This is a genomic window from Streptomyces sp. NPDC001709 (assembly GCF_053596375.1).
The window spans coordinates 114,448-137,989 of record NZ_JBSFGB010000020.1 but is presented as its reverse complement, the minus strand read 5'-3'; the positions used below and the strand labels follow the sequence as shown (position 1 = coordinate 137,989).

The window sequence follows — 23,542 nt, the reverse complement described above, 5'->3', positions numbered from 1 at the left end:
AAGGTCCCGTAATCGCCACTTCATCCTCTACGATATTCCATGGATATATGGAGGATGGGTTTTACGGAGGATGCGCATGGCGAAGACCACGGCAACCGGCTCGAAGGCGCGGCTGTACGACGCTTTCGCGGCCAGCGGCAAGGCGCTGGCCAGCGGAAAACGCCTGGAACTGCTCGATCTGCTCGCCCAGGGCGAACGAAGCGTCGACTCCCTCGCGAAGGCGGCCGGGCTGAACCTGACGACCGCGTCGGCGCATCTTCAGACGCTCAAACAGGCCGGGTTCGTCGCCACCCGCCGGGAGGGCGTGCGCATCCACTACCGGCTCGCCGGGGACGACGTCGCCCTGCTGTTCGCGCTGCTGCGCAAGGTCGCCGAGAACCACCAGGCCGCCGTGCCGGCCGCCCGGGACGCCTACCTCGGTGACGACGGCGCCGAGGAGGTGAGCCGTGAGGACCTCCACGCCCGAGTCGCGGCGGGGGAGGCGGTGGTGCTCGATGTGCGGCCGGTCGAGGAGTACCGGGCCGGGCACATCCCCGGCGCGCTCTCCATCCCCGTCGCCGAACTGGCCGACCGCATCGACGAGTTGCCCGAGGACACCGAGATCGTCGTGTACTGCCGCGGCGAGTACTGCGTCCTCGCCTACGACGCCGTCCGCCTGCTGACCGACCGCGGACGACGGGCCATCCGCCTCAACGACGGCATGCTCGAATGGCGCCTGGCCGAGCTGCCGGTGGACACGACGGAGCCGGCGTGACCGACGCACCCGACGCGCCCCCGCCCCAGCCCGGACTGGCCGGAGGGCCGGTCTACGTCGACTACAACGCCACCACACCCGTCGACCCCCGGGTCGCCGAGGCGACGGCGCCGTACCTGACCGACTTCTTCGGCAACCCCTCCAGTAGCCACCCCTACGGCGCCGAACCCCGCCGGGCGCTCGCCGGGGCGCGTGCTCAGGTGGCCGCCCTGATCGGCGCGCGTCCGTCCGAGATCGTCTTCACCTCCTCGGGTTCCGAGGCCGACCTGCTCGCCCTGCGCGGTGCCGTCCTGGCCTCCGGCCGTACCCGGCCCCATGTGATCACTCAGGTCACCGAGCACCCGGCCGTACTGGAGACGGCTCGTGCCCTTGAGCGCCTGCACGGCGCCCGGGTGACGGTGCTGCCGGTCGACGGGGACGGGCTGGTCGACCCGGCCGCGCTGGCCGCCGCCCTCACCGAGGAGACCGTGCTGGTGTCGGTGATGGCCGCCAACAACGAGACCGGCGCCCTCCAGCCCATCGCGGAACTGGCCGCCCTCGCCCGCGCCCACGGCGCGCTCTTCCACTGCGACGCCGCCCAGGCCGCCGGGAAGATCCCGCTCGACGTACGGACTTCGGGCGTGGATCTGCTGAGCGTGGTCGGGCACAAGATGTACGCGCCCAAGGCCACGGCCGCCCTGTACGTACGCGAGGGGGTTCCGCTGGAACCGGTCGTCTACGGCGGCGGTCAGGAACACGGCCTGCGCGCCGGCACCGAGAACGTGGCCCTGGCGGTCGCGCTCGGCACTGCGGCCCGGCTCGCCGCCGAGGATCTCGCCGGTGGCCGGGTGCGGAGGATCGCCGCACTGCGCGACAGCTTGCACCGGCGACTTGCCGAGGGCCTGCCCGGCCGGGTCCGGCTCAACGGACCGCCCAAGGACCGCCTGCCGAACACACTGAACGTCGGCATCGACGGGGCCTTCGGACATGAACTCCTCGCCGCCTGCCCCGAGATCGCGGCCTCGACGGGTTCGGCCTGTCACAGCGGCACCCATGAACCCTCGCCCGTCCTGACCGCCATGGGCCTGCCCGCCGAGCGCGCGCTGGGCGCGCTGCGCCTGTCGCTGGGCCGCTGGAGCGACGAGAGGGACATCGAGACGGCTGCCGCTGCCCTGATCCGGGCGGCGGCCGCGCGGTAACCGGCTGCACCCGCAGGGCCTGAGCCGTACCGCCCCATCCGCTCCCGGCGCGGATGTCACCACAGCTTGTCGATCGTCCCCGGGTACAACTCGATGTGGCTGTGGTGGAAGGACGGCTCGGCCTGGCGGGCGTCGGCCGAGAAGAAGTCGGCCATGGTGACCTTGTCGAAGCCGGGCTGGTCGCTGGGGAAGGGGTCCCCCGGTGTCCCGCCGATCAGTACGGCGCCGGGCAGAACCCGCCACCCGGCGCTCTCGTAGAACGCCTGCAGCACGCTGTCACAGGTGAACAGCCCCAGATCGAGCCCACGTGTGATCATCGCCTCCCGGGCCGCTGCCACCAGGCGACGTCCGTACCCCCGGCCGCGGCTCTCCCGCCCCACCACGACGGTGCTCAGCCCTCCCGCCGCATAGCGACGGCCCGTGTGGACGATCTCCTTGGACAGGACGTCCAGAGCCGCCAGCACCGTCGACTCCTCGTCGACGAGCAGCATCGACAGCGGTCGTAGCGCGGGATCGTGGGACGGGGCGTCGGCAGGAGCCGGGGAACCGGGCCGGGAGGGCCATGCCTGCTCCTGGAGTTCCCGCACCTGTACGCGCAGGTGGCCGGGGGTGGCTTGCTCGGGGAAGGACAGAATGTGCACGCGCTGATTCTCTTGACCGGTCCGGTGCGCGCAAGTGATTTACGTCGGCACACCGCCGACCGCGGGCCCGGCGGGTGGGTCAGCGGCCGTCGCGGCGCCGCTCGTACCGTCCCACCTCGAAGAGGTCCTCCTCCTCCGTGGTGCCGGGCGGCAGCGGCAGAAGGCGGCGCGTCCCTTCCACGCACCGTTCGTCGTCGTGGCGGGCGAGTCCGTACACAGCGGCTACCCGGACCTGGCGCACCGTGTCGTCCAGCAGAGCCGCCATGGCATCGGCGAGCGCGGGATCCCGGTCCCTGCCGACGGCCACCGTGCGGCAGGCACTTCGGCGTACCCCGGCATCCTGATCGGTCATGAGGAGCAGCAATGCCTCCCGTACCGCGAGGGAGAAGCCGAGGGCCGGTGTGGCGAAACCCGCGGCCACCGCTCGCCGCGGCCGGACGTCGGGATGGCCGGCGAAGGGCAGCAGGGCCGCGTCGGAACGCGGGTCGGCGTGCTCGGCCAGGCCCCGCAGCACCTCGGTGAGCACGGAGACCTCCTTCTCCCGGCGCGACCAGTCGAGGAGGAGGTCCAGGGTGGGCTCGGCGAAGGGCTGCTCGTCGCTCTCGTCGAAGAGATGGGTCAGCCGCAGCACCTCGGCGCCGAACAGCCGGCGGGCCGGGTCCGGATCGGTGCTCAGCCTCGCGGCGGCGTCCCAGGTCTCCTGGTCACGGCGGTCCGCCAGCAGCATGGTCGAACTCGACCACACGGCATGCTCCTGGTCGGGTCGGCTCAGCGCCCGTTCCATCAGTTCCCCGAACGGCGTCCGGATGCGGAGTTTCGCCTCCAAGTGCGTGAGGATCGCGGCGTGCCCGTCGCGCACCGTCAGCCCGCCGAGGGAGAGCTCCTCGATGCTGGTGAATTCGTCGTCCTGGACGCGGGCACGCGCAACGGCACCGCGCGCGCCCGTCCGGCGCCGCAGTTCCGCCGCGACGCCCAGCGTGTGCCAGCGCCGGGCCAGGTCCCGCATGTCCAGCAGCTCCGGCTCGTGGCGGTACCACTGAAGCCCATTGCGCAGAACGGCCCCGACCAGCGCCGGCGAGCCCGAATCGACGGCCTTGCGCAACGGCGGCACGCCGTCCGGCCCGCACTGGTGCGGGTCGGCGCCGTGCCGGGTCAGCAGTTCGGCGGCCGTTCCCGCGAATCCCTCGATGGCCAGGCAGAGAGCGGGCGTTCCCGCACCATCGCGTACGTCCGGGTCGCTGCCCGCCTCGAGCAGGCTCTCCACCGCATCGCTGTCCCCGGCCCGTATCGCCGAAATCAGGGGAGGCTCGGAGCCCATCTCTTCGCTCACGCGCGTGATCGTACGCGTGCCTTACGGCTTCGGGTGCCTTACGGCTTCCGGGCGAGTCCGCCGTGCTCGGCGATCACCTCCGGTGCGGGCGAACCGGGCTCCGGGCGCCACTGCGTGACCGAGACGACGCCGGGCTCGACGAGCTGCAGGCCGTCGAAGAACGCGGTGATCTCGTCGACGGAGCGCAGGTTGTACGGAACGGCGCCGCTGTCGTTGTAGGCGTCCTGGGCCTGTTCGAAGACGGGATCGATGCCGCGTGAACCGTCGTTGATGGACAGGTAACTGCCCGACGGCAGGGCGTCCATCAGCCGGGTGGCGATGGACCGGGCCTGATCGTGGTCGGCGACGTGGCCCAGGATGTTGCTGAGGATCAGCGCGACGGGGCGGCCGAAGTCCAGGGTCTCGCCGGCGACCGCGAGGATCCGGTCCGGGTCGGTGACGTCGGCGTCGATGTAGGCGGTCGCGCCCTCGGGAGAGGAGTAGAGCAGGGCGCGGGCGTGGGCCAGGACCATCGGGTCGTTGTCGACGTAGACGATCCGCGCCTCCGGGGCGAGCCGCTGGGCGACCTCGTGGGTGTTCTCGGCCGTCGGCAGACCCGTCCCGACGTCCAGGAACTGCCGGATACCCGCCTCACGAACCAGATATGTGATGTTGCGGCGCAGGAACGCGCGGCTGCTGCGGGCGATGGTGACGATGCCGGGGAAGACGGCGGTGTACGCGTCGCCGGCCTCCTCGTCGACGCGGTAGTTGTCCTTGCCGCCGAGCCAGTAGTTCCAGATGCGGGCGGAGTGCGGCACCGACGTGTCGATCTTCTGGTGCGCCGCCGCTTCGGGCGCCGTCGCGGGGTCGGTCATGAGTCGTGTCCGTCTTCTCGGTCGAGGCGTGGATCATTCATGGCACAACCTACGTCCCAACACCCGCCTCGCGCCTGCCGGTTCGGCTTCCGCGCCGTCGGAAATCTGCGCAGGGCGGGCCGGTGCGGATGCCGATCGGCGCGTGTGGGTTCTCCTCCGCACGTCTTTTTCTGTGTACGCCGGGAGTCGTAGCGAGATCGCCCGGCAGAGGGATTCGCACCCCCGCGCAGACACGAAATGGTCGTACTCCTCAGGAAGTTGACGGAAAGGAACGGCCATCGTGCGCATAGGACGCGTGGCGCCCTTGTTCACCGTGGGGGTCACGGCAACGCTGGTCGCCGCCCTCGCCCCGGCGCAGGCATCCGCGGCGGAACCGCTGAAGAGATTCGAGAACCAGAAGCCCGCGTGGCACCGTTGCGACGCATCCCAGCCGGCTGCGTTCCAGTGCGCGACGATCAAGGTCCCGCTCGACTACGGTCGCCCCGACGCCAAGACGATCAGCCTGGCCATCTCCCGTCTGAAGACCAGTGTTCCCGGCAAGCGGCACGGCGCGATCCTCTTCAACCCCGGCGGTCCGGGCGGCGAGGGCCTGGACATGCCGGTCATGATGAAGGACGCGATGCCCCAGAAGGTCCGTGAGCAATACGACCTCATCGGGTTCGACCCGCGCGGCGTGGGCCGCAGCAGCCCGGTCACCTGCGGTCTCACCAGCGCGGAACAGAACTTCGAACGCCCTTACAGGAAGGCGACGTTCAGCCGTGACGTCGCGTGGGCCCGCACCGTCGCCGAGAAGTGCCGTGCGAAGAACGGCGACACGCTCCCGTACATCACCACCCGCAACACCGCCCGCGACATGGACGTCATCCGTACCGTCCTGGGCGAGAAGAAGATCTCCTATCTGGGCTACTCCTACGGCACTTACCTGGGCGCCGTCTACGCGCAGATGTTCCCCGGGCGCACCGACCGCTTCGTGCTGGACAGCGCGGTGGACCCGGCACGGGTCTGGCGAGGCATGATCCAGATCTGGGCGGAGGGCACCGAGCCGGCGTTCACCCGCTGGACGAAGTGGACCGCGCAGCGCCACCGCACCTACAAGCTCGGCGACACCCCGGCCCAGGTGAGGAAGACGTTCTGGGACCTGATCGCCCGCGCCGACCGCACCCCCATCGACGACGGCGGTGAAAAGCTCACCGGGGACGACATCCGGGCCTCCCTGCGGGCCCGGTTCTTCAGCCCCAAGGGCGCGGCGGAGGCCGTCGTCGCACTCGAGAAGGCCGCCGCCGGCCATCCGGCCTCCCACCGTTCCCTCGCGCCGGACGAGCGGCAGGGACGGCTCCCGGCCGCCGCTTCCGCCGAGCCGCCGGCCGACAACGGCACCGCCGCCTTCTGGAGCGTGGTCTGCGGCGACACCGCGAACTGGCCGCGCGATCCCGAGCAGTACCGGCATGACGCGATCCGGGACAAGGCCAAGTACCCCCTCTACGGCGACTTCGCCTCCAACATCAAGCCCTGCGCGTTCTGGGGCCAGCCGGCCGAGCCCGTCACCACGGTGGACAACCACGTCGGTCTGCTCACCGTGCAGAACCAGTGGGACTCCCAGACGCCCCTGGCCAGCGGCCTCGGCATGCACCACGCCCTGAAGGGCTCGCGCATGGTGTACGTCGAGGGCGGCGAGGGTCACGGTGTCTACTCCGAAGACCCGCGCTCCTGCGCCAACCGCACCGTCAACGCCTATCTGAGCACCGGCAAGCTTCCGACGCGGGACGTCACCTGCGAGGCGCCCGGTCGCCGGAACGATGGCGTGAACCAGCGCATCGCCCCGATGCCGCAGGACACCCCGGGAGCGCCCCGCTTCTGATCCGCTCCGCGGAGTACCCCCCAGGTCGGGAACCTGGGGGGTGCTGCCGTGCGCCGGCGTCAGTTGAGCTGGAACGTCGTCTCGACCGGGTAGTGGTCGCTGGGCGCGTTGGTGTCGAGCGCGCCGGTGGTCCAGCCGGACTGCGGGTCGAAGTCCACCTTGACGGTGGACATCGCGGCCGGCGCCGGGCGGCCCGGGGCGTTGAGATAGCCGATGTAGTCGAGGTCGTCCCGATAGTCCTTCGGGAAGGACTCGATACCGGACATGTACTGGCACCAGGCGGAGACCGGGCAGTCCATGGTCCGCAGGGTCTGGTCCGGGTCGGTGGCGGGGGTGCCGAGCACGCCGTTCACCGCGCTCTGCGCATTGGCGTAGTCACCGCGCGACCGGCCGCCGTAGTACTCCACGTTCATGTCCCCGCCGATCAGCACCGGCCCGCTCGATCCGGCGATGCCGTCCACCCAGGAGCGGATCTCCCTGAGCTGGGCGAGCCGGGTGGACTGGGTCGTGTCCGTGGAGGTGCCGGACTCGTCGGCCTGCAGATGGGTGCCGACCACCCAGCTCTTCACCCCGCCCTTGTCGATCTGCGCCAGCGCAGCGCCCTTGTTGGCGTGGTAGTCCCAGGTGCCGTAGGTGGAGTTGCTGAAGACGTGGGCGTACTGGGCGGTGATCGGGTACTTCGAGAGGATCATCGTGCCGCCGTTGATGACGAACCACGAGTTGGAACAGTCACCGCTGATGCCCGTCCAGCCGCCGCCGGAGCAGGTCTGGCCGACGACCGGGGTGTGGTACGGGTAGAGGTCGGCGAGCTTGGCGGTGATGTCGGCGGTCGAGGTGTTGTTGAAGTCCTCGTCCAGCACCACCACGTCCGCGCTGTGCTCGCGGATGATCGACTCGATGGTCGGGGTGCGCTGGGCCGCCTTCTCGTTCTGGGTGGTGTCGACGATCGCGGTGCCGAGATCGACGTTCCAGGCGAACACCGAGAGGCCGGTGCCGGTGCCGGTGCCCGCGCTCGCGGCGGGGGCCGCATAGCCGCTGAAGCCGAGCAGCGCAGCTGCCGCTGCGGAGGTGAGGGCGGTAGCTGTACGACGCGAGACCATGCGCTCTCCTGGTGAAGTGGGTAGTCCCCGGCCCGTGATCGGCTGTCGGGTCGCGTACATGACAGGGCGACTCTAGGGCGCTTTCCGGTACGGCTGAGGGAACTTCGTTCGATCACCCCATGGAGAAAAGGTGTCTGGACAAGTTCAACCCGTCGGGAACAGGTGGACGCCGCTTAGGGTGGGTGTATGGGCGGCGTGGTGACGCTGTTTCTGTGCGGTGACGTGATGCTCGGGCGCGGCGTCGACCAGATCCTTCCGCACCCCGGTGATCCGGTGCTGCGCGAGGGTTACGTCACGGATGCCCGGTCGTACGTGGAGCTGGCCGAGGCGGTCGCCGGTCCGATCGCGGCGCCGGTCGAGCCTGCCTGGCCGTGGGGCGAGGCGCTGCGGGTGCTGGACGGGGCCGCCCCGGATGCCCGGATCGTGAATCTGGAGACGGCTGTCACACAGAGCGACGCCTTTGCACCGGGCAAGGCGGTCCACTACCGGATGCACCCCGCCAACCTGCCCGCCCTGACGGTGGCCCGGCCCGATGTGTGCGTCCTGTCCAACAACCACGTGCTGGACTTCGGCCGGCCGGGCCTGGAGGAAACGCTGGACTCGCTCGCCGGTGCGGGACTGCGCACTGCGGGCGCGGGACGCGACGCCGCCGAGGCCCACGCGCCCGCGATCGTGCCCATCGGAAACGGTCGCCGCATCCTGGTGTTCGCCCTGGGCGCGCTGTCCAGTGGCATCCCGCCGGACTGGGCCGCGGCCGCCGACCGGCCCGGTGTCGCCTACGTCCGTGAGCTGTCGGCGTCGGCAGCCGAGGCGGCCGTCCAGCGGGTGCGGCGGGCGAGGCAACCCGGCGACATCGCGGTGGTGTCGGTGCACTGGGGCTCCAACTGGGGCTATCTCGTCCCCCGCGAGCAGACGCGCTTCGCGCGCGCCCTGGTGGACGGCGGCGTCGACATCGTCCACGGTCACTCCTCGCACCACCCGCGCCCCGTCGAGGTGTACCGGGGCCGGCTGATCCTCTACGGCTGCGGCGACTTCATCGACGACTACGAGGGCATCTCGGGCTACGAGGAGTACCGCGACGACCTCCGGCTCGGCTACCTCGTCTCGGTGGATGCGGACACGGGGTGCCCCACGGGCATGCGGATGTTCCCCCTGCAGGCGCGGCGGATGCGGCTGGAGCGGGCTGAGGAGCAGGACAGCGCCTGGCTGCGTTCGACCCTCGACCGGATCGGCCGCGGCGTGCACATCGCCCTGGAGGCCGACGGCACGCTCGGCGTCGTAGCCGGGTTCGCGGAGGCGGGCCGGTGATGCGCGGGGGAGCCGGAGGTCACGCCACGCAGTGGTGGTATAGCCGGAGAGTTGCGGGTACCCGACCTCTTGGCAGACGTTTCCTGAGGAGATGACTCGGATGCTGTTCCTCGGACTGCTCCTGCTCGCGGGCACGGGTGCCTTCACGGCCCTGGCGATCATCGGCAACCTGTCCGGCGGCCCGGAGTACACCGTTTCCGTCCTCGACCACCACATCGCCACGATGAACGGCCTCGCGCTGTTCAGCTCGGGCCTCGCGCTGGCGCTCATCTTCTGCCTGGGCCTGGCGATGACGGCCGCGAGCACGACCCACCGTCACCGCCGCCACCGCGCTCCCTGGGGGCGCAGGACGCGGGACACGACCACGCTCGGAGGGATGTCCGGACCGGCGGGGCCCGAGGCGCACGCCTGAGCGCGTCCGGCACCGATTGAAAGGCCAACAAGACATGACCACGCGCCTCGTGCACCATGGCTGAAGGCCTTGTTCGGGCAAGGGATGTGCCCGTGCGCCGCGGCACCGGCGCCACCACCGGAAGTCCGCCGAGCCCCGTGGGGCGGTGAACTGCACCATGCTGCTACCGGCCAGATCCGAAGTGCGCCGACTGCTGCGCCAGTACCAGGTGAGCGAGCGCGCCATCGTCGCGGCACCCGCCGACCTCGCGTCGCGTGCCGCCTTCGAGGACTCGGGTTACACGCTGTGCGTGCTGATGGGCGAGCGTGACCCGCGCGAGGCGGCCGCCGCCGCCCGGCGTTACCTGCGCACCGACTTGGTCACCTACCTGAGGGAGCGGAGCGGGCGGACCCGGGCGGCTGCCGTCGGCCGGCGGTCGCGTCGAGCCGCTTCGACGACCCAGGAACCCAAGCGACGGGAAGCCGTCCCGGTCCCGGATTCCCCACGCTCCAGATGGAGGGACGAGCGATGACGACAGCGAAGGACATCATGCACCCGGGTGCCCAGTGGATACCCCGGTACGAGACGCTGGACCGCGCCGCGCAGATGATGCGGGACCACGAGCTCGGCGCGCTTCCGGTCAGCGACCCCGACAACGCCGACCGGATGTGCGGCATCATCACCGACCGCGACATCGTGGTGAAGTGCGTCGCCTACGGTCACGACCCCGCGCGGATGACGTGCGGAGACCTGTGCGAGGGCACGCCGCGCTGGATCGATGCCGGTGCCGACATCTCGGACGCGCTGCGGGAGATGGAGAGCCACCAGATCAAGCGTCTCCCGGTGGTCGAGAACAAGCGCATGGTCGGGATGATCAGCGAGACCGACATCGCCCGGCACCTCACCGACGACCAGCTCGCGGAGTTCGTCCAGCGCGTGTACGCGGCCTGATCACGCGCAGAGGGGCAGCGCCCGAGCCGGATGCCACGCGGCACCGGCCGGCGCTGCCCTTCGTTGTTCTGACGGATCCTCGACCGCTGACGGATCCTTGACCGCTGCTTCCGCCTCCGCGATGCTGTGTTGCGAAACGTGAGAGGTGTGCCGTAATAGGCAACGTCTCGATCCGCTGTGAGCCGAGGAGTGGCCATGACTCAGCAGGTCCGTGGTGTCGTCGCGCGGAGCAAGGGCGCCCCTGTCAGCCTGGAAACGATCATCGTACCCGACCCCGGTCCGGGCGAGGCGCTGGTCAAGATCGAAGCCTGCGGGGTCTGCCACACCGATCTGCACTATCGCGAGGGCGGCATCAGCGACGACTTCCCGTTCCTGCTGGGACACGAGGCCGCGGGTGTGGTCGAGGCGGTCGGCGCGGGGGTCACCGACGTGGCTCCCGGCGACTTCGTGATCCTGAACTGGCGTGCCGTGTGCGGTCAGTGCCGGGCCTGTCTGCGCGGCCGGCCCTGGTACTGCTTCAACACGCACAACGCGAAGCAGAAGATGACCCTGACCGACGGGACGGAGCTCTCGCCGGCCCTGGGCATCGGCGCCTTCGCCGAGAAGACGCTCGTCGCGGCGGGCCAGTGCACCAAGGTCGACCGCGCCGCCTCGCCCGCTGCCGCCGGGCTGCTCGGCTGCGGTGTGATGGCGGGCATCGGCGCCGCCATCAACACGGGGAACGTCGGGCGCGGGGACACCGTCGCCGTGATCGGGTGCGGCGGCGTCGGGGCCGCGGCGGTCGTCGGATCGAACCTGGCGGGCGCGGCGAAGATCATCGCCGTGGACATCGACGACCGCAAGCTGGACACCGCGAAGAAGCTGGGCGCCACCCACACGGTCAACTCCAGCCAGGCCGACGCGGTCGAGGCGGTGCGCGAGCTGACCGGCGGCTTCGGCGCCGATGTCGTGATCGAGGCGGTCGGCCGCCCGGAGACGTACAAGCAGGCCTTCTACGCCCGCGACCTCGCCGGCACCGTCGTCCTCGTCGGCGTCCCCACGCCCGAGATGAAGCTCGAACTGCCCCTGCTGGACGTCTTCGGCCGCGGCGGCGCCCTCAAGTCGTCCTGGTACGGAGACTGCCTGCCCTCCCGTGACTTCCCGATGCTCATCGACCTCTACCTGCAGGGCCGCCTCGACCTGGACGCCTTCGTCACCGAGACCATCGCGCTGGACGAGGTGGAGAAGGCCTTCGAGCGGATGCACGGCGGGGACGTACTGCGTTCGGTGGTGCTCCTCTGATGGCGGGCGCCCGTATCGAACGTCTCGTCACGTCGGGGACGTTCTCGCTGGACGGCGGCACCTGGGACGTCGACAACAACGTATGGATCGTGGGTGACGACACCGAGGCTGTCGTGATCGACGCCGCTCATGACGCCGATGCCATCGCCCGGGCCCTCGGCGGACGCAGCCTGCGGGCGATCGTGTGCACCCATGCCCACAACGACCACATCGACGCCGCACCCGACCTCGCCGCCCGGACCGGCGCCCCGATCCTGCTGCACGCCGACGACCTGCCGCTGTGGAAACAGACCCATCCCGACCGGGCACCCGACGGCGAGCTGACCGACGGGCAGCGGCTCACCGTCGCCGGGGCGGACCTGACCGTGCTGCACACCCCGGGACATGCCCCGGGCGCGGTCTGTCTGTACGCCCCGCAGCTCTCCGCGCTGTTCAGCGGCGACACGCTGTTCGCCGGCGGGCCGGGGGCCACCGGGCGGTCGTACAGCGACTTCCCGACCATCATCCGATCGATCAGTGAACGCCTCCTCGCCCTGCCGGACGACACCGTCGTGCACACCGGCCACGGCGACACCACCACCATCGGTGCCGAGGCGCCCCACCTTCAGGAGTGGATCGAGCGCGGCCACTAGCCGCCCGGCGACAAGCGGCCCTGCCCCGGTGACGTACCGCAGCGGACGGCACCGGGGCGGGGCCGCTCGCCGCATCCGGCCACACCCCCTGATCCGCCTGCTGACCTGCGTTTTCGGGGTCGCTCCGGCATGCCCGGAAACCGGTCGTCGAAGACCGTGCGAACGGGCCTGTGGATGCCTTGACAAGCCTTCCGGGCGGCCAGCAGACTGACGTTGCGCTAATCGCAATCCGTTTCGCTATACGCACCGAGGTGTCATGATGATTCCCGCGTGCCGACTCGCGGATCTGCCGCGAGGCGAGGCCCACCGGCTCGACATCGACCCGCCCGTGTCGGTGTTCCACACCGACGACGGCGAGCTCTTCGCCATCGACGACACCTGCACCCACCAGGACGCGTCGCTCGCCGACGGCTGGCTGGAGGGCTGCGAGGTGGAATGCCCCCTGCATGCCTCCAAGTTCGACCTCAGGACCGGAGCCGTGGACGCACCGCCGGCCAAGCTCCCGGTCCGTACCCACGAGGTCGTCGTCGAGGACGGCATGGTCCACGTACGGCTCTCCACCGAGGCCCCCAACCTCCCGCCGTGCGTCGCCGCCCGCCTGGCCGGCGGTCCCGCGTGAGGACCGTTGCCGTGGTCGGCGCCTCGCTGGCCGGTCTGTCGGCCGCGCGCTCGCTGCGGAAGCGGGGGTACGACGGCCGGCTGGTCCTCGTCGGAGACGAGCCCCACCGCCCGTACGACAGGCCGCCGTTGTCCAAGGAGTTCCTGGCCGGTGCCCTCGGCGAAGCGGAACTGGCGCTGGAGAGGGACGACGAGGAGCTCGGGGCGGAGTGGGTGCTCGGCGCCCGCGCCGCCGGACTCGACCGCGGCGAGCGGGCGGTCCGGCTCGCCGACGGCCGCGAGATTCGCGCCGACGGCGTGGTCATCGCGACCGGCGCGGCCGCCCGCACCCTCCCCGGCACCGAAGGTCTCGCCGGCGTCCATGTGCTGCGCACGCTCGACGACGCCCGCGCCCTGCGGGACGACCTGGCCCGGGGCGGACGGCTGGTGGTGATCGGCGGTGGGTTCATCGGCGCCGAGGTCGCCTCCACGGCGTACGCCCTCGGTCTCGACGTGACCGTGGTCGAGGCGGCGCCGACGCCGCTGGCCGGACCGCTCGGCGAGGCCATGGGCAGGGTCGTCTCCGCCCTCCACGCCGACCACGGCGTGCGGCTGCTGTGCGGCGTGGGGGTCAAGGGGCTGAGCGGGGAGCACCGAGTCGATGCCGTGCTGCTGGAGGACGGCCGCAGCATCCCCGCCGACACCGTCGTCGTCGGTGTGGGTGCGCGTCCCTGTGTCGAGTGGCTGGAGGGTTCCGGCGTCGCGCTCGACAACGGCGTGAAGTGCGGCGTCGACGGCCGCACGAGCGTGGCCGGGGTGGTCGCCGTGGGCGACTGCGCCAACTGGTACGACCCGCACACCGGGGCCCACCGCAGGGTCGAGCACTGGAGCGGCGCACTGGAACGGCCGGACGCCGCCGTCGCCGTGCTGCTCGCCTACGGTGCGACCGAGCCGGGCGTTCCCAGGCCGCCGTACTTCTGGTCCGATCAGTATGGCGTGAAGATCCAGTTCGTCGGCCATGCCGCAGGGGCCGACAGCGTGACGGTCGAGGATGGCTCGACCGACGACCGCAGCTTTCTGGCCGTGTACCGCACGGCGGGCCGGCCGGTCGCCGTGCTCGGCATGAACCAGCCGCGGCTGTTCACCCGCTGGCGCAAGCAGTTCACCGCCACCGCCACGGCATCTTGACAGCGCGCCGGCGACCTCTCATGCTGCGTTGCACATGACACGCCTTGTTGCTTCATGTACAACGTTGTATGAAGTCGCTCTTCCCGGCACGTGACTGAACTTTCCACGACGTTTCCCGAGGAGTGCCGCGTTGACCTCGACAAGCCTGCCGGACAGCCTGATCGCCACCCTTCCCGGCTCCGCCTACACGGACCCCGGAACCTTCGCCCAGGAGCAGGAGCGCATCTTCGAGACGATGTGGTTCTGCGTCGCCCGCGCCGCGGACCTGCCGAAGCCCGGCGCCTTCCGCACGGTGGACGTGGGGCGCGAGAGCATCCTCGTCACCCGGGGGCGTGACAACGCCGTCCGTGCCTACTTCAATGTGTGCCGGCACCGCGGAGCCAAGCTCTGCACCGACGAGACGGGCGAGGTGAAGCGGGCCTTCCAGTGCCCGTACCACGCCTGGACCTACGACCTGAACGGCAAGCTCGTCGCGGCGCCCAACCTGACCAAGATGCCGGACATCGGCCGCACCGAGTACGGCCTGGTGAGCGTGGCCGTCCGCGAGTGGCTCGGCTATGTCTGGGTGTGCCTGGCGGAGAACCCGCCCTCCTTCGAGGAGGACGTGATCGGGGCGGTGATCGAACGGCTCGGCGACACCGCGTCGATCGACCGCTACGACATCGCGAACCTCTCGGTGGGCAAGCGGATCGTCTACGACGTCAAGGCGAACTGGAAGCTCATCATCGAGAACTTCATGGAGTGCTACCACTGCGCCACGATCCACCCCGAACTCACCGAAGTCCTCCCGGAGTTCGCCGACGGCTACGCCGCCCAGTACTACGTCGGCCACGGCGCAGAGTTCGGCGCGGACGTCCAGGGCTTCACGGTCGACGGCTCCGAGGGCCTGGACCGCATCCCCGGAGTCTCCGAGGACCAGGACCGGCGGTACTACGCGATCACCGTCAAGCCGCAGGTGTTCATCAATCTCGTGCCGGACCACGTGATCTTCCACCGGATGTACCCGGTGGCCGTCGACCGCACGGTCGTCGAGTGCGACTGGCTCTACCTCCCGCACGTCGTGGAGAGCGGCAAGGACGTCAGCCGGTCAGTGGAGCTCTTCGACCGGGTCAACCGCCAGGACTTCGACGCCTGCGAACGCACCCAGCCGGGGATGGGCTCGCGGCTGTACGCCAAGGGTGGCGTGCTCGTGCCCAGTGAGCACCACATCGGCGCCTTCCACGACTGGGTGAACGAGCGTCTCGGCACGCGGCAGCCGGAGTGACGCGGAGGCGGTGTGCCGTACCGGAGGGGCGACCGTGGCCCGCGCGGGGGGCGTACGCGGGCCATGCGGCGGTCGTGCTCCGTGTGCTCAGCCGAGGTATCCCATGCGATGGCTGATCTCCTCGGCGCCCTTGACGAGCACCGGAGCCAGCTCGTGCATGCGCTCCTCGGTGAACCGGTACGAGGGTCCCGATGCGCTGATCGACGCGATGACCCGGCCTTCCCGGTCACGGATCGGGGCGGCCATGGCGTGCAGCCCGATCTCCAACTCCTCCAGCGTCCAGGCGTAACCGCGCTCCCGGGCCTCGGCGAGGTTCTTCTCGAGCTTCGCCTTCGAGGAGATCGTGTGGGGGGTCAGCTTCTTCAGGCCGGCCTCCGTGAGCAGCGCGGCGCGTTCCTTGGCGGCCAGGTGAGCCAGCATGATCTTGCCGCTGGAGGTGGCGTGCACCGGGGTCAGCTGGCCGACCCAGTTGTGCGCGGTGACGGCGGCCGTGCCGCGCACCTGGTAGAGGTTGATCGCGTAGTGCTCCTGCATCACGGCGATGTTGACCGTCTCGCCGATCTCCTCGGCCAGGCGCTCACACACCGGACGACCCTGCTGGGTGATGTCGATACGCCCCGTGACAGCGCCCGCCAGTCGTACGATGCCGAAGCCGAGCCGGTACTTTCCGCGCTCGCCCGACTGCTCCACCAGCCCGCGCGCCTCCAGGGCGCCGAGCAGACGGAACGCGGTCGACTTGTGCACATCGATCTCGGCGGCCACCTCGCTCACGCCTGCCTCGCCACGCTGGGCCAGGATCTCGAGGACGCTGATGGCGCGGTCCACGGACTGCACCCCGCCGGGTGGTGAACCGTTCGTTTCGCTATCCGGACTGTAGTTGCTCATAGCGGAACTATACGCACGGTAAACAACACACGGGCAAGTAACGCGGTGTGAACAAAGATCTTACAAGTTGCGCCGTCCGCAACCTAGTGCGCATAGCGATACCCGTATTAGCATGCCCGCACATCAACGGCGCGAGCGAGACGAGGCACCATGGCTCCCTTGCAGTACGACTTCGTCATCGTCGGCGGTGGATCCGCCGGCAGCGCACTGGCGAACCGGCTCTCCGCCGATCCCGGCAACCGGGTGCTCGTCCTGGAGGCGGGCCGCTCCGACTACCCCTGGGACGTCTTCATCCACATGCCCGCGGCGCTGACCTATCCCATAGGCAGCCGCTTCTACGACTGGAAGTACGAGTCCGAGCCCGAGCCGCACATGGGCGGCCGGCGCATCTACCACGCCCGGGGCAAGGTGCTCGGCGGTTCCAGCAGCATCAACGGCATGATCTTCCAGCGCGGCAACCCCCTGGACTACGAGCGCTGGGCGGCCGAGCCCGGCATGGAGACCTGGGACTACGCCCACTGTCTGCCGTACTTCCGCCGGATGGAGAACTGTCTCGCGGCCGACCCCGACGACGAGTTCCGCGGCCATGACGGCCCCCTCGTCCTCGAACGCGGTCCCGCGACCAACCCGCTCTTCACCGCCTTCCTCCAGGCCACCCAGGAGGCGGGCTACGCGCCGACGGACGATGTCAACGGCTACCGGCAGGAGGGATTCGCCAAGTTCGACCGCAACGTCCACCGCGGGCGCCGGCTCTCGGCCTCGAAGGCGTACCTCAAGCCGGCGATGAAGCGGCCGAACCTCACGGTGAAGACGCGTGCGCTCGTCACCCGGGTGCTGTTCGAGGGCAAGCGGGCCGTAGGCGTCGAGTACCGGCGTGGCAGGGGCGCTCCCCAGCAGGTCCGCGCCGGCGAGGTCATCCTGTGCGGCGGCGCGATCAACTCCCCGCAGCTGCTGCAGCTCTCCGGCGTCGGCAACGCCGAAGAGCTGCGCGCCCTGGGTGTCGACGTCGTCCACGACCTGCCGGGTGTCGGCGAGAACATGCAGGACCACCTGGAGGTCTACGTCCAGTACGGCTGCAAGCAGCCCGTCTCCATGCAGCCGTACATGGCGAAGTGGCGCGCCCCCTTCATCGGACTGCAGTGGCTGTTCCGCAAGGGTCCCGCGGCCACCAACCACTTCGAGGCGGGCGGCTTCGCCCGCAGCAACGAGGACGTGGACTACCCCAACCTGATGTTCCACTTCCTGCCGGTCGCCGTCCGCTACGACGGCTCCTCGCCGTCCGGCGGCCACGGGTACCAGGTGCACGTCGGGCCCATGTACTCGGACGCCATCGGATCGGTGAAGATCAGGAGCAGGGACCCGCGGGTCAAGCCCGCGCTGCGCTTCAACTACCTCTCCACCGAGCAGGACCGCCGGGAGTGGGTCGAGGCGATCCGCGTCGCCCGCAGGATCCTCAACCAGCCCGCCCTCGCCCCCTACAACGCCGGCGAGATATCGCCCGGACCCTCCGTCGAGAGCGACGAGGAGATCCTCGCCTGGGTCGCCAAGGAGGGCGAGACCGCCCTGCATCCCTCGTGCACCTGCAAGATGGGCACCGACGAGATGTCCGTCGTCGACCCGCTCACCATGCGGGTGCACGGGCTGGAAGGGCTGCGCGTGGTGGACGCCTCGGTGATGCCGTACGTCACCAACGGCAACATCTACGCACCGGTGATGATGATCGCCGAGAAGGCGGCCGACCTCATCCTCGGCAAGGAGCCGGCGGCGCCCTCCAAGGCCGCCTACTACCGGCACCGGGACGCCCAGAAGCAGGCCGGGTGAGCCATGGGCGCCGACGCCCTGCGGGCGCTGCTCACCCGCGTCCGCTACGAGGTGCTGCCGGCGAAGGCGACCGAGGAGAAGGTCCTCGCCCATGTGCCCCGCGAGGTCGTGGTCACGGTCACGGCGTCGCCGGTCAAGGGCCTGGAGCCGACGCTCGGCCTCACCGAACGGCTCGCGGCACACGGTTACCGCGTCGTCCCGCACGTGCCCGCACGGCTGCTGCGGGACGACACGCACCTGAAGGACGTCGCCGAACGGCTGCGCGCGGCGCACGTCGAGGACGTCTTCGTGCCGGCGGGTGACGCCGATCCGCCGGCCGGGCCGTACCGCGGAGCACTGCCGGTGCTGCGCGGGCTGAGCGACCTGGGCAGCCCCTTCGCCGACCTGGGCATCACCGGCTACCCGGAGAGCCATCCGCTCATCCACGACGACATCACCATCCAGTCGATGTGGGACAAGCGGACGCACGCCACGTACATCGTCAGCAATCTGTGTTTCGACCCGCGCGTCCTCGGCGACTGGATCGCCCGGATCCGGCGCCGGGACGTCACCCTGCCCGTGTACGTGGGCGTCGCCGGGCCCGTCCAGCGGGCGAAGCTGCTGTCCATGGCGACGAAGATCGGAGTGGGGGAGTCGACGCGCTTTCTCACCCGGCACCCCTCCTGGTTCCTGCGCTTCGCGACCCCTGGTGGATACGACCCCGGGCGACTGCTCACCCGCGGCGCCGAGGCGTTCGCCGGGCCCGAGGCGGCGGTGGCCGGGCTGCACCTGTTCACCTTCAACCAGATCGCCGAGACGGAGCGTTGGCGCCGTGCCCTTCTGGACCGGCTGGGCGCCTGAAATCGGGATCCGCCGACCCCTTGACGGGCGTCGGCCCAGTCAGCCAGGGTGTTCCACCACAAGCAATTGAATGCACAATGCGCAACGAATTCATTCGAAGGGCGCGGCCGTGACAGATCTGTACGTGGACGGGGAATGGCGCGCACCGGTGGCCGGCGGTCACCGGGAGATCCGCTGTCCGGCGGACGGCACGCCGGTCGCCACGGTCTCGGAGGCGACCCGCCCCGACACCGAGGCGGCGATCGCCGCCGCGCGCCGCGCTTTCGACGAGGGCCCCTGGCCCCGTACCCCCGAGCGTGAGCGCGGCGCACTGCTGCTGCGCACCGCCGACATCCTCGAGCGCGACGCCAAGGACATTGCCCGCGCCGAGTCGCTCGACACCGGCAAGCGCCTGGTCGAGAGCGAGTACGACGTCGCCGACGTCGTCTCCTGCTTCCGCTACTACGGCGGCATCGCCGGCACCAGCGCGGGGCGGGTGGTCGACACGGGCCGCGACGACGCGCTGAGCCGGGTCACCTACGAGCCGGTCGGGGTGTGCGGACTGATCACCCCCTGGAACTACCCGCTGCTGCAGGCCAGTTGGAAGGTCGCCCCCGCCCTCCTCGCGGGCAACACCGTCGTCCTCAAGCCCAGCGAACTCACTCCCTCCACCTCGATCCTGCTGATGAAGGCGCTCGAAGAGGCAGGGCTTCCGGCCGGCGCCGCCAATCTGGTGCTGGGCGCCGGAGCCGAGGCGGGCGCGCCGCTCGCCGAGCACCCGGCCGTCGACATGGTGTCCTTCACCGGAGGACTGGAGACCGGGCGGCGCATCATGGCCACCGCCGCGGCGACGGTGAAGAAGGTCGCGCTGGAACTCGGCGGCAAGAACCCGAACGTGGTCTTCGCCGACGCCGACTTCGAGACGGCCGTCGACTTCGCGCTCACCGCCGTCTTCCTGCACTCCGGGCAGGTCTGCTCGGCCGGCGCCCGCCTCGTCGTCGAGGACTCGATCCACGACGCCTTCGTCGACGAGGTCGTACGCCGCGCCCGGCGGATCCGCCTGGGCGGGCCTTTCGACCCCGAGGCCGAGACCGGTGCGCTGATCTCCGCACAGCACCGCGAGAAGGTCGAGGCGTACGTCGCCACGGGGCTCGCCGAGGGCGCCGTACTGCGCTGTGGCGGCGAACGCCCCGACGACCCCGCGCTCGCAGGCGGCTTCTACTACCCGCCCACCGTCCTCGACGAGTGCCGGCAGGACATGCGCGTGGTGCACGAGGAGTCCTTCGGACCCGTGCTCACCGTCGAGCGCTTCCACGACGAGGACGACGCCGTCCGCATCGCCAACGACACCGAGTACGGCCTCGCCGGAGCCGTCTGGACCGAGGACGCGGGCAAGGCCCAGCGGGTGGCCCGCAGGCTGCGCCACGGCACCGTGTGGATCAACGACTACCACCCCTATGTGCCGCAAGCGGAATGGGGCGGTTTCGGGCACTCGGGCGTCGGCCGTGAGCTGGGACCGACCGGCCTAGACGAATACCGAGAGCCCAAGCACGTCTGGCAGAACATCCAACCCCGGCCGCAGCACTGGTTCCGCGGCTGAACGCCGAAAGAGGTCGAACATGACCCCAGCACAGACCGAGGTGTCGCAGCCGCGCGACACGTCCCAGGACCCCAAGGATCGCACCCCGGTCATCTCCGTGCGCCGGCTGTGGAAGGTGTTCGGGCCGAAGGCCGAGGAGGTGCCGGGCTCCGAGGAGCTGTGCGGACTCACCCGCCGCGAGCTGATGGACCGCACCGGATGCACCGCCGCCGTCCGTGACGTCAACTTCGAGGTGTCACCCGGCGAGGTCTTCGTCGTCATGGGCCTGTCCGGCTCCGGCAAGTCCACCCTGGTGCGATGTCTGACCCGGCTGATCGAACCCACCGCCGGTGAGGTCGTCTTCGAGGGCGAGGACATCCGCGGCGCCGACGCCAGGCGGCTGCGCGAGCTCAGGCGCAGCAAGTTCTCCATGGTCTTCCAGCACTTCGGTCTGCTGCCGCACCGCAGGGTCGTCGACAACGTGGCGTTCGGCCTGGAGATACGGGGCATGGGCAAGGCCCAGCGCATCAAGCGCGCGCTGGAGACCGTCGAACTGGTGGGCCTGGCCGGATACGAGAACTCCTACCCCGACCAGCTCTCCGGCGGTATGCAGCAGCGCGTCGGCCTCGCCCGCGCCCTCGCCGGCGACCCCGACGTCCTCTTCTTCGACGAGCCGTTCTCCGCCCTCGACCCGCTGATCCGCCGCGACATGCAGAGCGAGGTCATCCGCCTGCACCACGAGGTCGGCAAGACGATGGTGTTCATCACCCACGACCTGTCCGAGGCCCTGAAGCTGGGCGACCGCATCCTGATCATGCGCGACGGCAAGATGGTCCAGTGCGGCACCGGCGACGAACTGGTCGGCGCCCCGGCCGACGACTACGTACGCGACTTCGTGAAGGACGTGCCGCGCGGCGATGTCCTCACCCTGCGCTGGATCATGCGTCCGGTGGAGCCAGAAGACGCCCTCGACGGGCCCGAGTTGGGACCGGACGTCGTGGTGCGCGAGGCCACCCGGGCGGTACTGGCCGCCGAGAAGCCGGTCAAGGTCGTCGAGGACGGCAAGCTGCTCGGCATCGTCGGCGACGAGGAGATCCTCGCGGTCGTCGCCGGACAGGAAGGCGGTGCGTGATGGCCGTCGTCGCCGACGCGACCGCGCCGGTCGCGACGATACGTAAGAAGGTCAGCCGCCCCCTGGTGGTGGCGGCCATCCTGATCGCCTGGCTGGTGCTCTTCGCCGTGCTGCGCGGGCGGCAGACGCTGACCCTCGCCGCCGCCGACCTCACCGGCCTGCACCGCTGGCTGAACGACGTCAACGACACCATCGGCGCCAACCGCAACTCCAACCCGCTCTTCCTGTACTTCTTCAACGAGATCCGGCTGGCCATCGACAACCTGGTGACCTTCGTCCAGTCCCTGATCTCCCAGCCCACCGGCTCCCGCCCGGTCCCGCAGATCGGCTGGCTCGGCGTCGTCGGACTCACCGGCTACGTCTCCTGGGCCGTGGGCAACTGGCGGGTCGCCCTGCTGGCCGTGGCCGGTTTCACCTTCTTCGGGCTCCAGGGCCTGTGGCAGGAGAGCATGGACACGCTGGCGCTGACCCTGTCGGCGGTCCTCGTGGCGCTGCTCATCGGCATCCCGCTCGGTGTGTGGGCCGGTCTCTCCGACCGGTTCAACCGGATCATGACGCCCTTCCTGGACTTCATGCAGACGATGCCGACCTTCGTCTACCTCGCCCCGCTGACCCTGATCTTCCTCATCGGCGGGGCCTCCGCCGTGATCACCACGGTGATCTACGCGGCACCGCCCGCGATCCGCATCACCGCGCACGCCATCCGCTCCGTGCCCGAGACCACCGTCGAGGCGGCCGGCTCGCTCGGCACCACGCGGACGCAGCAGTTGCTGAAGGTACTGCTGCCGATGTCGAAGCGGACGGTGGTCATGGGCGTCAACCAGACCATCATGGCCGCCCTGGCCATGGTGACGATCGCCGCCCTGATCGACGCGCCCGGCCTCGGCAAGACCGTCGTCCAGGCCCTGCAGTCCCTCGACGTCGGTACGGCCTTCAACGCCGGCCTCGCCATCGTCGTCATGGCCATCGTGCTCGACCGGGTCACCACGGCGGCGGCCGGACGCGCCGACGCGGCCCGGCGCAGCGGTGGCCGCCTGACGAAGTGGCGCCGCCCGCTGCTGGCGGCGGGCGGGATCGGCGCCGCCGTCCTCGTCTACCTCTCCCACACCTACGTCTGGGCGGCCGAGTTCCCCGGCAGCGGCAGCACCGGCAGTCACATCGCCAGGGCCGCCGACACGACGACCACCTGGCTGCAGGACCACCTCTCCGGCCTGACCAACGGCCTGCGGGACGTCATCACCACCGGTCTGCTCAACCCGTTCCAGACGCTGCTCACCGACTCCCCGTGGTGGCTGGTCGGCGCCGTCCTGGCCGGGCTCGGCGTGGTGCTCGGCGGTTGGCGCGCCGGGGCGATCGCCGCCGTGTGTGTCGGGCTGCTGGTCGGCACGGGCGTGTGGTCGGACGGCATGACGACCCTCGCCTCGACCGCCGTGGCCACGGTTCTGGTGATGCTGCTGGGTGTCGTCTTCGGCGTCTGGATGGGGCGCAGCCGGCTCGTGGACCGGCTGGTGCGGCCCACCCTGGACGCCGCACAGGTCATGCCGCCGTTCGTCTATCTGGTGCCGTTCCTGGCCCTCTTCGGCGCCACCCGGTTCACCGCGATCGTCGCCGCCGTCGTCTACGCGGCGCCCGTCGCCATCAAGATCATCGCGGACGGGGTGCGGAACGTGTCCGAGTCCACGGTGGAGGCGGCCACCTCGTCCGGGTGCAACACCTGGCAGATCATCACCAAGGTCCAACTGCCGATGGCACGCAGTGCCCTGACCCTCGCGACCAACCAGGGTCTGATCTATGTGCTGTCGATGGTTGTGGTGGGCGGCCTGGTAGGGGCAGGCGCCCTCGGCTACGACGTCGTGGCCGGATTCTCGCAGGGACAGCTGTACGGAAAGGGGCTGGCGGCGGGGCTCGCCATCGTACTGCTCGGAGTCATGTTCGACCGGATCACGCAGGCTGCGGCGCGACGCACCCGGGCATAAGAC

22 protein-coding genes are annotated in these 23,542 nt (G+C 70.3%); 17 read left to right on the top strand and 5 right to left on the bottom strand.

Going from position 1 to position 23,542, the window contains the following annotated elements; translation table 11 throughout:
- Positions 1-76 precede the first annotated feature (76 nt).
- Together ACWC0C_RS27675 and ACWC0C_RS27670 are read left to right on the top strand one after the other, a co-directional pair.
- Complete coding sequence (locus ACWC0C_RS27675; protein ID WP_450866572.1) at positions 77-754, top strand: ArsR/SmtB family transcription factor; 678 nt, start codon at positions 77-79, stop codon at positions 752-754.
- Positions 751-1,932 (top strand): cysteine desulfurase family protein, encoded by a 1,182-nt coding sequence (locus ACWC0C_RS27670; RefSeq protein ID WP_450866570.1) that lies wholly within the window; start codon positions 751-753, stop codon positions 1,930-1,932. Before ACWC0C_RS27675 ends, ACWC0C_RS27670 begins: the two co-directional genes overlap by 4 nt.
- A 56-nt stretch (positions 1,933-1,988) precedes the next feature.
- Here ACWC0C_RS27670 and ACWC0C_RS27665 read toward each other — a convergent pair whose 3' ends face one another.
- The 3 genes from ACWC0C_RS27665 to ACWC0C_RS27655 form a co-directional block, all read right to left on the bottom strand.
- On the bottom strand, positions 1,989-2,573 hold the full coding sequence (locus ACWC0C_RS27665) for a GNAT family N-acetyltransferase (protein ID WP_450866569.1): 585 nt from the start codon (positions 2,571-2,573) through the stop codon (positions 1,989-1,991).
- 79 nt (positions 2,574-2,652) lie between these two features.
- Positions 2,653-3,903, bottom strand: coding sequence for a hypothetical protein (locus tag ACWC0C_RS27660; RefSeq protein ID WP_450866567.1), 1,251 nt, complete (start codon positions 3,901-3,903; stop codon positions 2,653-2,655).
- Positions 3,904-3,941: 38 nt separating this feature from the next.
- The gene (locus ACWC0C_RS27655) at positions 3,942-4,757 is read right to left on the bottom strand and encodes an SAM-dependent methyltransferase (RefSeq protein ID WP_450866565.1); all 816 of its coding nucleotides are present in this window, start codon (positions 4,755-4,757) and stop codon (positions 3,942-3,944) included.
- A gap of 280 nt (positions 4,758-5,037) precedes the next feature.
- Between ACWC0C_RS27655 and ACWC0C_RS27650 the strand changes: the two genes are divergently transcribed.
- Positions 5,038-6,615 (top strand): alpha/beta hydrolase, encoded by a 1,578-nt coding sequence (locus ACWC0C_RS27650; protein ID WP_450866563.1) that lies wholly within the window; start codon positions 5,038-5,040, stop codon positions 6,613-6,615.
- Positions 6,616-6,674: 59 nt separating this feature from the next.
- Here the strand turns inward: ACWC0C_RS27650 and ACWC0C_RS27645 are convergent, their stop codons facing one another.
- Complete coding sequence (locus ACWC0C_RS27645; protein WP_450866561.1) at positions 6,675-7,715, bottom strand: sphingomyelin phosphodiesterase; 1,041 nt, start codon at positions 7,713-7,715, stop codon at positions 6,675-6,677.
- A 186-nt stretch (positions 7,716-7,901) separates the two neighbouring features.
- Between ACWC0C_RS27645 and ACWC0C_RS27640 the strand changes: the two genes are divergently transcribed.
- From ACWC0C_RS27640 to ACWC0C_RS27600, 9 genes are all read left to right on the top strand, one after another.
- Complete coding sequence (locus ACWC0C_RS27640; RefSeq protein ID WP_450866559.1) at positions 7,902-9,023, top strand: CapA family protein; 1,122 nt, start codon at positions 7,902-7,904, stop codon at positions 9,021-9,023.
- A gap of 100 nt (positions 9,024-9,123) precedes the next feature.
- Complete coding sequence (locus tag ACWC0C_RS27635; protein WP_450866557.1) at positions 9,124-9,435, top strand: hypothetical protein; 312 nt, start codon at positions 9,124-9,126, stop codon at positions 9,433-9,435.
- A 145-nt stretch (positions 9,436-9,580) separates the two neighbouring features.
- The gene (locus ACWC0C_RS27630; RefSeq protein ID WP_449194468.1) at positions 9,581-9,946 is read left to right on the top strand and encodes a DUF5133 domain-containing protein; all 366 of its coding nucleotides are present in this window, start codon (positions 9,581-9,583) and stop codon (positions 9,944-9,946) included.
- Positions 9,943-10,365, top strand: coding sequence for a CBS domain-containing protein (locus ACWC0C_RS27625; RefSeq protein WP_449194467.1), 423 nt, complete (start codon positions 9,943-9,945; stop codon positions 10,363-10,365). The genes ACWC0C_RS27630 and ACWC0C_RS27625 overlap by 4 nt, the downstream gene beginning before the upstream one ends.
- 195 nt (positions 10,366-10,560) lie before the next feature.
- The gene (locus ACWC0C_RS27620) at positions 10,561-11,646 is read left to right on the top strand and encodes an S-(hydroxymethyl)mycothiol dehydrogenase (RefSeq protein WP_450866555.1); all 1,086 of its coding nucleotides are present in this window, start codon (positions 10,561-10,563) and stop codon (positions 11,644-11,646) included.
- Complete coding sequence (locus ACWC0C_RS27615) at positions 11,646-12,278, top strand: MBL fold metallo-hydrolase (RefSeq protein ID WP_449194465.1); 633 nt, start codon at positions 11,646-11,648, stop codon at positions 12,276-12,278. Before ACWC0C_RS27620 ends, ACWC0C_RS27615 begins: the two co-directional genes overlap by 1 nt.
- Before the next feature lie 256 nt (positions 12,279-12,534).
- Complete coding sequence (locus ACWC0C_RS27610) at positions 12,535-12,897, top strand: bifunctional 3-phenylpropionate/cinnamic acid dioxygenase ferredoxin subunit (RefSeq protein WP_388629857.1); 363 nt, start codon at positions 12,535-12,537, stop codon at positions 12,895-12,897.
- A complete protein-coding gene (locus tag ACWC0C_RS27605) occupies positions 12,894-14,063 on the top strand; it encodes an NAD(P)/FAD-dependent oxidoreductase (protein WP_450866552.1) in 1,170 nt (389 codons plus the stop codon). Before ACWC0C_RS27610 ends, ACWC0C_RS27605 begins: the two co-directional genes overlap by 4 nt.
- A 130-nt stretch (positions 14,064-14,193) precedes the next feature.
- Positions 14,194-15,327 carry an aromatic ring-hydroxylating oxygenase subunit alpha gene (locus ACWC0C_RS27600; RefSeq protein ID WP_449194463.1) on the top strand — a complete coding sequence of 378 codons (1,134 nt, stop codon included), beginning with the start codon at positions 14,194-14,196 and terminating at the stop codon, positions 15,325-15,327.
- A gap of 87 nt (positions 15,328-15,414) precedes the next feature.
- Here the strand turns inward: ACWC0C_RS27600 and ACWC0C_RS27595 are convergent, their stop codons facing one another.
- Positions 15,415-16,212, bottom strand: coding sequence for an IclR family transcriptional regulator (locus ACWC0C_RS27595; protein WP_449194462.1), 798 nt, complete (start codon positions 16,210-16,212; stop codon positions 15,415-15,417).
- A gap of 150 nt (positions 16,213-16,362) precedes the next feature.
- On the opposite strand from ACWC0C_RS27595, the gene betA reads away from it, so the two are divergent.
- From betA to ACWC0C_RS27570, 5 genes are all read left to right on the top strand, one after another.
- Positions 16,363-18,033 (top strand): choline dehydrogenase, encoded by a 1,671-nt coding sequence (betA, locus tag ACWC0C_RS27590; RefSeq protein WP_449194461.1) that lies wholly within the window; start codon positions 16,363-16,365, stop codon positions 18,031-18,033.
- 3 nt (positions 18,034-18,036) lie between these two features.
- On the top strand, positions 18,037-18,873 hold the full coding sequence (locus ACWC0C_RS27585) for a 5,10-methylenetetrahydrofolate reductase (protein WP_450866550.1): 837 nt from the start codon (positions 18,037-18,039) through the stop codon (positions 18,871-18,873).
- Positions 18,874-18,982: 109 nt separating this feature from the next.
- Positions 18,983-20,452 (top strand): aldehyde dehydrogenase family protein, encoded by a 1,470-nt coding sequence (locus ACWC0C_RS27580; RefSeq protein ID WP_450866548.1) that lies wholly within the window; start codon positions 18,983-18,985, stop codon positions 20,450-20,452.
- Positions 20,453-20,471: 19 nt separating this feature from the next.
- Positions 20,472-21,563 carry a quaternary amine ABC transporter ATP-binding protein gene (locus tag ACWC0C_RS27575; RefSeq protein WP_449194458.1) on the top strand — a complete coding sequence of 364 codons (1,092 nt, stop codon included), beginning with the start codon at positions 20,472-20,474 and terminating at the stop codon, positions 21,561-21,563.
- Positions 21,563-23,539 (top strand): ABC transporter permease, encoded by a 1,977-nt coding sequence (locus tag ACWC0C_RS27570; RefSeq protein WP_450866547.1) that lies wholly within the window; start codon positions 21,563-21,565, stop codon positions 23,537-23,539. Before ACWC0C_RS27575 ends, ACWC0C_RS27570 begins: the two co-directional genes overlap by 1 nt.
- Positions 23,540-23,542: the final 3 nt, after the last annotated feature.